The sequence below is a fragment of the Acidobacteriota bacterium genome (assembly GCA_016196035.1).
Classification (GTDB): Bacteria; Acidobacteriota; Blastocatellia; order RBC074; family RBC074; genus JACPYM01.
The window spans coordinates 1-9857 of the sequence record JACPYM010000027.1 but is presented as its reverse complement, the minus strand read 5'-3'; the positions used below and the strand labels follow the sequence as shown (position 1 = coordinate 9857).

The window sequence follows — 9857 nt, the reverse complement described above, 5'->3', positions numbered from 1 at the left end:
TGCCCCCTTGGCTGAATTGCCAAAGCACCGCTTGCTCACGCGCGCGGTACTGTCCCCACGTCAACTGACTCCCGTAAACGCAACTGCAAACCGCTCTAGGCTGAAGCTGACAGGTCAAATTCACCTTGCGGAGGGGACACACATGCATACTGCTGCCATCCTTGGTTTTCCGACCGGGCTGTTTCGGTTCAGCCTCTTTTTCTTCGTCATCAGTGCGCTTTCATTACTGTGGCCGAAGCTGTCCTCAACCGTTGTGCTACATCCTGCGGCGCAATCCACTTGCTCTTCCCTCACGTTCCGCCCAACCGCCGCGCTGGCCACGCTCAACGAAAGCGGCGTCTTGTTACAACGCCTGCGCATCGGTGATGTGAACAATGATGGGCGGCCAGACTTGCTTGCCACAGTGCGTCTGACAAACGGGCGGCTCTTTGATGACGGAGCCGGCCGGATTGCCGTTTTTCTGGCCCAACCAAACGGCACGTATAACGCAGGGCCAGGCTTGCAAATCCCCGGTCGCGCGGATGTCGGCGACTTACTGCTGGCCGATTTGAACGGGGATGGCAAACTTGATCTGGCGACCTTGACACCGGGCGTTGGGGTGGCGGTCGTGCGCGGCGATGGATTGGGCGGATTTTTCAATCCGGCCTTGTACAACTTTGATAGCACTGCGACGAGCGGGGGGTTGGCGGCGCTGGCGGCAGGCGATTTCAACGGCGATGGCCGCACCGATCTGGCCGTCGCACACTCAGGCAGCAACTACGTTTATGTGCTGTTCAGCAATGGCAATAGTTTTGCGCCGGCAGCGCGCTTTGCCGCAGGCGTGCAACCGCGCACGCTGGCGGCGGGCGATTTCAATGGCGATGGCCGGGCGGATTTAGCAGTGGTCAACGGCGGTTCACGCAATGTGACGATGTTGCTGGGGCAGGCGGCGAACCAAATGAGCGTGCGTCCGGCGTTCCCGGTGGCCGGCGCGACGGGCCGCGCGCTGGCGGATGATTTGAACGGGGATGGCAAACTTGACCTCGTGTTGAGTTCGAATGGGATGACCTTGGCGTTGTTGCTGTTTGGCGATGGGCAAGGCGGTTTCAGCGCGCCCCAGCCGTTGCAGCCGCCGGGCACGATTTATCACGGCTATCCTGACGTCAACAGTTTGGCGAGCGGCGATTTCAATGGCGACGGCCAGCGCGATTTGGCCTTGGTTCAGAACGAAGGCGTGCTGAGCACTTATGTTTATCTCGGCCTTGGCGCGGGGCAATTCGCAGGCGCGAACATCTTCGCCGCGCCAACCTTGCCGTTCGATTTGGCGGTGGGGGATTTGAATGGCGATGGCAAGCAGGATTTGGCGGTGACGGGCAACACGCCTGGCGCGAGCGTAAACATCGGTGCGCTGGTCAACCAGACGGATTGCGCCGCGCCAAATGCGTCGCCCGTCTTCACGCCGCAGCAACCAATTGAGCTTTACCCGCCTGGCGGCGAGGTTGCGCTGGGGCGCATACAGGATGCGGAAACACCCGCTGCGCAGTTGACCGCCAGTTTGCATGAAGCGCCTGCGGGGTTGTCCTTTAGTCAATTCCGGGTGGATGCGAACGGCGGCTGGGTCTTTGCTGTGGTGCGTGTGAGTTGCCAAACCGCGCCCGGCAGTTATCGTGCGACCTTGCGGGTGGCGGATGCGGGTGGCCGCACAACCTTGGCCGAAGTAACTGTGAATGTGCTGGCCGCTTTAGCCCCGCCCCCGTTGCCGTCGCTCGGCAACGACCCTTTGACAGTGCCGCTCAATGGTTCCAGGTCATTCAGATTGTTTGATTCGCTCAACTCGCCGTACACGGGGCAAGTGAGCCTGACGGCCTCGCCCGGATTCCTGGGCCGCGTGAGCGCGGTGAGTGGCAGCTATTTGATCGAAAACGCCGCGCCCGCCGGAGCGCACACGCTGACTCTGACGGCGCAAACGATTTGCGGCCCGCCAGTCACGCGCAGCTATACGCTGATGGTACTCGCCTTGAGCGAATGCCCAGCGCTGTCGTTCAAGACGACAGCGCTGGAAGCTGGCAGCGACGGCGTGCTTGGTGATTTCAACCGCGATGGCGTGCTCGATGTGGCAAGCACGCTGTACCAGACCTTTGGCAATCGCCTCGGCGGGTTTGAACGGAGCCTGCAATTGGTGCCGTATCCCAACACGAACGGACTCGCGCCGGTCGCGCTGGATAAAGCGGATTTCAACGGCGACGGTTGGTTGGACTTGGTCGCGCTGACACAATCCGGCGACGTGGCGCTGTTGCTCAATGACCGCGCGGGCTTGTTGCAACCGCCCGTCTTGTTCGGCGTGGCTTCCGCTTTCTTTCCGCCTGCCGGTTTGAATGCGCTGGTGACGGGCGATTTCAACGGCGATGGTCGGCCCGATTTGATCACCGTCGGCGACGGCACCGGCAAGCGCATCGGCGTGCTGCTGAATCAAGGCGGCGCGGGTGTGCCTTTCGACGGCGTGCGCTATTTCGACGCGGGCGACAATCTGGCCGGGCTGGCAACGGGTGATTTCAACCGCGATGGCAAACTCGATCTGGCGCTGGCGGGCGAAGGCGTGACATTACTCTTGGGCAATGGCGATGGCTCTTTTGCCGAACCGCAGGTCGTGGCGAATGCCAGTCAGGTGCTGCGTCTCGCGGTGGCTGATCTGAACCACGACGGCTTGTCCGATCTGGTTTACGTCAAGCGCCTTTCAAATAGTGTCGCTGTCATGCTCAATCGCGGCGACGGCACGTTCAGCGATCCGGTGGCGTATTTCAGCGGCGGCTTGCTGGCGGCGGCAGTCGTCATCGGCGATCTGAATCAGGATGGCAACGCCGACTTGGTGGTTGTCAACAACGAGAGCGGCAGCGTGGGCATTCTGTTTGGCAATGGCGCGGGCGATTTCGCTGCGCCCGCGAGCTATGCCGTTCAAGCGCCGCTCACCGCAATTGCGCTGGCCGATTTCAATCGCGATGGTCAGCTTGATTTGCTGGCGTCGAGCCTGCCCCCCAAAGTGATTTTCGGTCTTGGTCAAGGCCGCTTGGACGCGCCGCGTTTGTATGCTGCTGGGAATCGCGCCGAATTGATCGTGACCGCCGATTTCACGGGCGATGGCTTGACCGATGCCGTAGTGGGCGGCCAGTTCACCAGCAATTTTCTCTTTCTCTTTCCGGGGCAAGCCGATGGCACCTTCGGCCAGCGCATCGTGTTGGCCGCCACGCCGCTGAACGAAGGGCCGGTCTTTTTACTCACGGCCGATTTCGATGGCGACCGGCGGCCCGATTTGGCGACGGCCAGCAAAGGCGGCACGGTGTCCATCTTGCGCAATCTGGGCAACGGCAATTTTTCGCCGCCGGGATTCATGACGACAGATCGCGGAGCCAACTATCTGGCCGCCGCCGATTTCAACGGCGATGGCCGCCCCGATTTGGCCATCGTCAACGCCGCCGCCCGCACGGTTTCGCTGGCGCTCAATAATGGCTTTGGTGGATTCGCCGTCGTGACCAACGTCGCGCCCGTCTCGGAACCGGTGTCAGTGGCGGGCGCAGACCTCAACGCCGATGGCAAACGCGATTTGATCGTCGCCGGTACGAAAGGCGAGTTCGCCGTTTTGCCGGGCGATGGCGCGGGCGGGTTTGGCGCGGCCACGACAATGACCGTGGGCACGACGCTGCCATTGCCTGCGACTTATTCGGGTTGGGAACGTTATCTGCTCGTGACCGAATTAAACGGCGATGGCAAACCCGATGTCGTGCTGGGCGACAATGGCAGCTTTGCGCTTTACGTGTTGTTGGGCAATGGCGCGGGCGGGTTTGCCGCGCCGAAACAGCTTTACGGAACCTGGGGCAACTACGTCACGGCGGGTGATTACAACGGCGATGGCAAGCTTGATCTGGCGAGCAATGGATTGATGCTGGCTTTGGGCGACGGCGTGGGCAACTTCCGCGTGCAAGCGGTTCCCGATACTGGTACGAGCCGGTTCTTTGCGTTGCTGGACGTGAATCGCGACGGCAAACCGGATTTGCTCAATCCGGTGAATGGCGGCTTGCAGGTTTTTTACAACCGTACCGCGTGTGCCGGAACTGCCGCGCCCGTCGCCGCCACCGCCGTTTCTGCCGCCGATTTTCGCGGCGCGAGTCTGGCCGCCGAACAACTCGTCACGCTGTTTGGCCCGCAACTGGCTGTGGCCGTGCGCAACGCTACGGCTTGGCCGTTGCCGAGCCATTTAGGCGGGACTTCCGTGCGGGTGCGCGACAGTGCGGGTGTCGCGCGCTTTGCGCCGCTGGTGTTTGTCGCGCCGACCCAGCTCAATCTGATGATTCCCGAAGGCACGGCTTTGGGGCCTGCCGCCATTGAAGTTTCTATCGGCGACTTTGTGACCGCCGTGGCCGTCACGCAAATTGTCCGCGTCGCGCCGGGATTGTTTACCGCCGACGGCAGCGGGAGCGGTTTGCCCGCCGCGCAAGTGTTGCGCGTGCGTGCCGATGGCAGCCAGCAATACGAACCAGTGGCGCGTTACGACGCTGCATTAAGCCGCTTCGTGCCGGTGCCAATTGCTTTAGGCGCGGCGAATGAACAGACCGTGCTAGTGTTGTATGGCACCGGCTGGCGCTGGCGCAGCGACTTGCCCGCCGTTACCGCCACGCTTGGCGGCGTCAGTGTGCCGGTGCAATACGCGGGTTTGTTGACCGGGTTGGCGGGCGTGGATCAACTCAATTTGCCGCTGGGGCCTGCGTTGGCCGGACGCGGGCTGGTTGATGTTGTCGTGCGCGTGGAGGGACAGGCGGCGAATGCGGTGCAAGTGCAATTTCGCTGAGCCACCGCATTACTGCGATGGGGTAACTCCGCGCCCCTCCGGCACCGTCCGCTTCATCGGCCCACGCGGCGCCAGCACATCCAAATCCACCACCACTTCGCCATTGCCATCCAGCTTCGCCGTCACGATTTTTTCCACGCGGTCAACACGCACGGTCACGTTGTATTCACCCTTGAAGCCGCGCGCCGTGAACTTGCCCGCCGCATCCGACAAGCCATCCGCATTCGTCCACCATTCGTTAAACAGCAAGTTGGTATAGGCCAGCGCGTTTGGTTTGGATGACCAGTCGGCGCGGTACATCGCACCAGCAGGGAGCCAGTGCGCGCGTTCCCAGAAACCCCACATCAGGAAGTCGTCAAAGCTGGGTTGGCTGAAGATGAAGGTCATGAAATCGCGCGTGAAATCGGCTTGGAGCGCTTCGTCCGTCGTGTCGAAATCGAATTCGGTGATGGCTATGGGCAGGCCCAGTTGGGCGAAACGGTCTACGATGGCCTGCATCGTGTCAATCGGTGTGACGTAGCCGAAGTGGCCTTGGAAGCCGATGACCTCGACCGGCGCGCCGCGTTCGCGCAGCCAGGCGACGAGGGCGAAGAGGAAGTTTTGCTTGAGCGTGTTCAGCCCGCCGCCCGCCAGGATGTCGTAATCGTTGAGCGTGAGCTTGGCCGCCGGGTCGAGGCGGCGCGCGTTCTGGTACCAGCGCACGATCTCTTCGTTGCCGAGCGCGCCGTTGGAGGGCGCGACGCCCGCGACGCCGGGGATGCGGCCCTGCACGTCGAAGTTGTCGTAGGGTTCGTTGACCACATCCCATTGATAGAGTTTACCGTTGGTGCCAGCGTCACTGAGGATTTCGGCAAAATGGTCGTCAATGCGTTTGCGCAAGGTCTCGCCAGTTAATCCGGCGGTGTTCGTGGGCATATTGCGCGTCGAAGGCCAGATCAGGTTATGACCGCGCACGGCGATGTTGCGTTCCAGCAGCCAGGTGATGGCGCGGCGCGTGTTGTCTTTGTTGAACGACGCGCCGCAGGTTGTGCATTCCCAGATAGGCCACTTCAAATCGTTTTCCAACACGCTGGTCGTGAAGTGACTGCTGATGTGCGCGCGATACTGCTCGTTATCCGCGCCGGTGCCGGTAATGCGCGCGGCGGTGACGGCGGAACCGAAGCGGTAGGCGTGGTCGGTCTGTTGCACAAAGACCGTCGCGCCGGGCAGCGGTTTGCCTTCGCGGTCACGCACGACGACGGTCAGGTCGGCTTTGCGAATTTGATTGATGCGGACTTGGGCGGCGGTGCGCCACGCGGCGTTGGCGTCGCCGCGTCCGGCGTAATCGTAATTTTTCGGCAACTGTTCGGGCAGCACGTTCGGCCCGTAATTGACGACTGAGACGCCGCCCACCTCGAACTTTTGCGGCCCGTAGGCGAATTGGAAAGCGACCTGCGCCTGACCGGGTGTGTAATTGTCCGCCGCTTTGAACGGCATTTGATAAAGCTTCCATTCGGTGCTTTCGGTGGGGTAATTCAAACGCACGGACTTTTCGTTCGGGCTGCTGGCACGTTCAAAGATGACCTGCCCCTTGACTGGCCCCGCGCCTTCGACTTTGCGCAGCCAGAAGGTCAGCAGCAAGACATCGTTTTTGTTGACTTGCGTGATGGTGCGCCAACCCAAGCCCGCGTTGTAAACGAACGCCGAATTTCCGTTGACCGTGATTTGAAAGGCTTGCGTGAAATTCTGGCCCGTCGCGCTGGCGACGCGCGACGAACCGCCGCCCACGCTGCTATCAAAATAGCTGGACGATCCTTGCGTATAATTTTCGGGAATGACCGCCGTCGTCGGCACATTGCCCAACGTTGGTGTCGGGCCGCTATCCGTCAACGCGAGGCCGCCGAGTTCAAAGGCTTGCGGGCCGTGGGCGAACTGAAAGGTGAGTTGCGCCGCGCCGCTGGCGTAATCGGCGGCGGCTTTGAAGGGAATGCTGTAGCGCATCCACACGTCGCTGTCGCAAGGGAAGGGCGCGGCCAACGCGGGTTTTTCATCCGCCTTGCCAAACAGCACCAGCCCACGCAGGTTGTGGCCATCGAGTGGCGCGACTTTGCGCACCCAAAACGTCAGCGTCAGGTTGTCGCCTGTGTTGACGGCGCGCACTGTCGCCCATTGCAACGCCGCGTCGCTCAGTTTGGCCGACGTGCTGTTGATGGTCAGGCGATAGGCTTGGGTGAAGGCCTGGCCGTTGACGCTGATGGGGGCGGCAATAGCGCGCGGCGCGAGTTCGCCGCTCGCATTGTAGAGATTGTCGGGCAGCAGGCTGACCGGTGTTTGGGCGTTCGCGGGCATCCTCACCGCAAAGGTCAGGGATAGCGTCATTAGCAAGGCAAACGTTTTCATTGGTGTTCTCTCCGCCACAGGGTTTGGGGCGGTTAGTGTAGAGCGGACTTCGCGATTTCTGCAAAGCCAAGTCGTTGACAAAACTTTGCGCGCGCCTGACAAAGTTTGACCGTCTTTGCTAGGGCCGCCAGCGTCTGATGTAATGCAAGCGAAGTGTTGAAGAGATCGAATGGCAAAGCGAAGAGCAAAATTCGGGATTTTCATTTGGGTGGTTGCGGCTTGCTGCGGATTCGTCGCAGTTGCCAGCCAAGCCGAACGTGTGCCGCAACCCGCGCTGGTCATCAACGACCTGCAAGGGCGTGCGCAAACGCCTTTCGAATTGGCTGACGCGCCAGCCACCGTACTCGTTTTTGTAGCGCCGGATTGCCCCATTTCGAATCGCTACGCGCCGGAATTGCAGCGACTGGCGCAAACCTATCAACCGCGCGGGATTCGTTTCTATCTGGTCTACGCCGATGCGGCGGCGACGCGGGCGGAATTGGAAACACATCGGCAAACCTACAAGCTGACTGATTTCGTGGCGATTCACGACGCCGCACACACGTTGGTCAAGGCGACCGGCGCAACCGTGACGCCCGAAGTCGCCGTCATCGGCCAGGCCGGAGCCATCGTCTATCGCGGACGCATTGATAATCTTTACGCGGCGTTGGGCAAGGCGCGGCGGCAAGTCACCGAACACGATTTGCGCGCGGCGCTCGATGCGTTGTTAAAACACGAGCCGGTGCTGGTGGCGCGCACACAGGCGCTTGGTTGTTACATCGCGGCGCAAAACTAGATCGGTTTTCACATCGGTGTATGGGAAAAGTCGCGCAGCGGGGCAGTACCGCGCGCGTGAGCAAGCGGCGCGTCAAGCTTACGCCATTGGCTGAGTCGCCCAGGCACCGCTTGCTGACGCGCGCGGTACTGTCCCGGCACAACGCGCTCCCGTAAACGCAATTGCAAACCGCTTTAATTTCTACTTGGGAGCGAAGCTTATGAACAAACGTCTTTTCTGTCTGTTGTTACTGTCCGGCGTGGCGGGGTTGCTGCTATCGGGCCAGCCAAATGCGGTGCAAGGCAGCGCCGTCACCTTTAGCGAAAACGTCGCGCCGATTCTGTTCAACAACTGCACGACCTGCCATCGTCCGGGCGAGGCCGCGCCCTTCACCTTGCTGAATTACGCCGACGCCAAAAAGCGCGGCAAGTTGCTGGCCGCAGTGACGCACGCGCGCACGATGCCGCCGTGGAAGGCCGAGCCGGGCGATGTCGCCTTCAAAAACGAACGCCGTTTGACCGACGCGCAGATCGCCACGCTTGAACAATGGGTGAATGCCGGTATGCCCGAAGGCGATCCGAAAAAGCTGCCGCCGCTGCCGAAATTCACGGACGGCTGGCAATTGGGCACGCCCGATCTGGTCGTCAAGATGAGCGAAGCGTATAGCGTGCCCGCCGATGGTCCGGACATTTATCGCAACTTCGCCATCCCGCTCAATCTGACCGAAGACCGCTGGGTCAAGGCCATTGATTTCCGTCCGGGCACGCGGGCGGTCTTGCATCACAGCCTGTTCTTTTATGACGCCACCGGCGAAGCGCGTAAGCAGGATGAAGCCGATCCGCTGCCGGGTTATGCCGGGCAGATGGGCGGCTTGGGACGTGGAACGTTGCAAAGCTTGTTGGGCGGGAATCGCGGCGGCGGCGCACAACCGCGCGGGGCGGCGACGGGCAGCTTGGGCGGTTGGGCCGTCGGCGCGCAAGCCCGCGTGTTACCGGATGGCTTGGCGTTTTTCGTGCCGAAAGGCGCTGACCTGATTCTCTCAACGCACTTTCATCCGTCGGGCAAACCCGAAAAAGAGCTTTCGACGATTGGGCTTTATTTCGCTGACAAAGCGCCGACCAAGGCGTTCACGGGCATTCAACTGCCGCCGCTCTTTGGTGTCTTCAAAGGTCTGGACATCCCGGCGGGCGCGCAGGAATACGCGATTGATGATTCTTTCGTCTTGCCGGTGGACGTGAAAGCCTTTGGCGTCGGGGCGCACGCGCATTACCTGGGCAAGCAAATGAAACTGACCGCGACCTTGCCGAACGGGCAGGTCAAGACCATGCTGCGCATCAACGATTGGGATTTTGCCTGGCAGGATCAATATCAGTTCAAAGACTACGTGGCGTTGCCCAAAGGCACGCGGCTGGATGTGCGCGTGACTTATGACAACAGCGCCGCCAATCCGCGCAATCCCAGCAATCCGCCGAAGCGTGTGACCTGGGGCGAAGGCTCCCTGGACGAGATGGGCAGCATGAGCTTGCTGGTCGTCGCCGCGAATGAAGCGGAATTGCCAACGTTGCAGCAGACCTACAACGAACATCTGCGCGAGGCTTTTCAGAACCGCAAGGGTATGCCGAATCTGTGGCAAGGCGCGCGGCGCGGCGGCAGGCCGCGTTAAGCAGCCTGCAACCAGTCGTCAGCCGAGCTTTTGACGGCTTTTTTGAGATTACGGAACAGCCGGAAATAACGGAACACACGGAATTGGCTAATCAATATCTCTTCCGTCTGATGTCATAAAGACGGTTTCTCCCGCGTCGAACTACAATGAGTTTGACCAGTCAGAGTCGTTCTTTGAAGGAGAAACCGTGAGTGAATATTACCTCGGAGTTGATTTTCATCCACACCCACAAACCGTCGCGT

4 protein-coding genes are annotated in these 9857 nt (G+C 60.9%); 3 read left to right on the top strand and 1 reads right to left on the bottom strand.

Translation table 11 applies throughout. The features are described 5' to 3' along the window. Positions 1-142 precede the first annotated feature (142 nt). Positions 143-4819: a VCBS repeat-containing protein gene (locus tag HY011_09165; GenBank protein MBI3423096.1), complete on the top strand. Its 4677-nt coding sequence runs from the start codon at positions 143-145 to the stop codon at positions 4817-4819. Positions 4820-4828: 9 nt separating this feature from the next. Here HY011_09165 and HY011_09160 read toward each other — a convergent pair whose 3' ends face one another. Then, complete coding sequence (locus tag HY011_09160) at positions 4829-7198, bottom strand: endo-1,4-beta-xylanase (protein MBI3423095.1); 2370 nt, start codon at positions 7196-7198, stop codon at positions 4829-4831. A gap of 169 nt (positions 7199-7367) precedes the next feature. On the opposite strand from HY011_09160, the gene HY011_09155 reads away from it, so the two are divergent. Both HY011_09155 and HY011_09150 read left to right on the top strand, forming a co-directional pair. Beyond that, positions 7368-7973, top strand: a complete 606-nt coding sequence (locus HY011_09155) for a redoxin family protein (GenBank protein MBI3423094.1) — start codon at positions 7368-7370, stop codon at positions 7971-7973. Between the two features lie 199 nt (positions 7974-8172). Continuing rightward, positions 8173-9615, top strand: a complete 1443-nt coding sequence (locus HY011_09150) for a hypothetical protein (protein ID MBI3423093.1) — start codon at positions 8173-8175, stop codon at positions 9613-9615. Positions 9616-9857 lie beyond the last annotated feature (242 nt).

Coding starts and splice junctions, on each gene's coding strand:
- HY011_09165 (MBI3423096.1), top strand. CDS start 143: ATGCATACTGCTGCCATCCTTGGTTTTCCGACCGGGCTGTTTCGGTTC.
- HY011_09160 (MBI3423095.1), bottom strand. CDS start 7,198: ATGAAAACGTTTGCCTTGCTAATGACGCTATCCCTGACCTTTGCGGTG.
- HY011_09155 (MBI3423094.1), top strand. CDS start 7,368: ATGGCAAAGCGAAGAGCAAAATTCGGGATTTTCATTTGGGTGGTTGCG.
- HY011_09150 (MBI3423093.1), top strand. CDS start 8,173: ATGAACAAACGTCTTTTCTGTCTGTTGTTACTGTCCGGCGTGGCGGGG.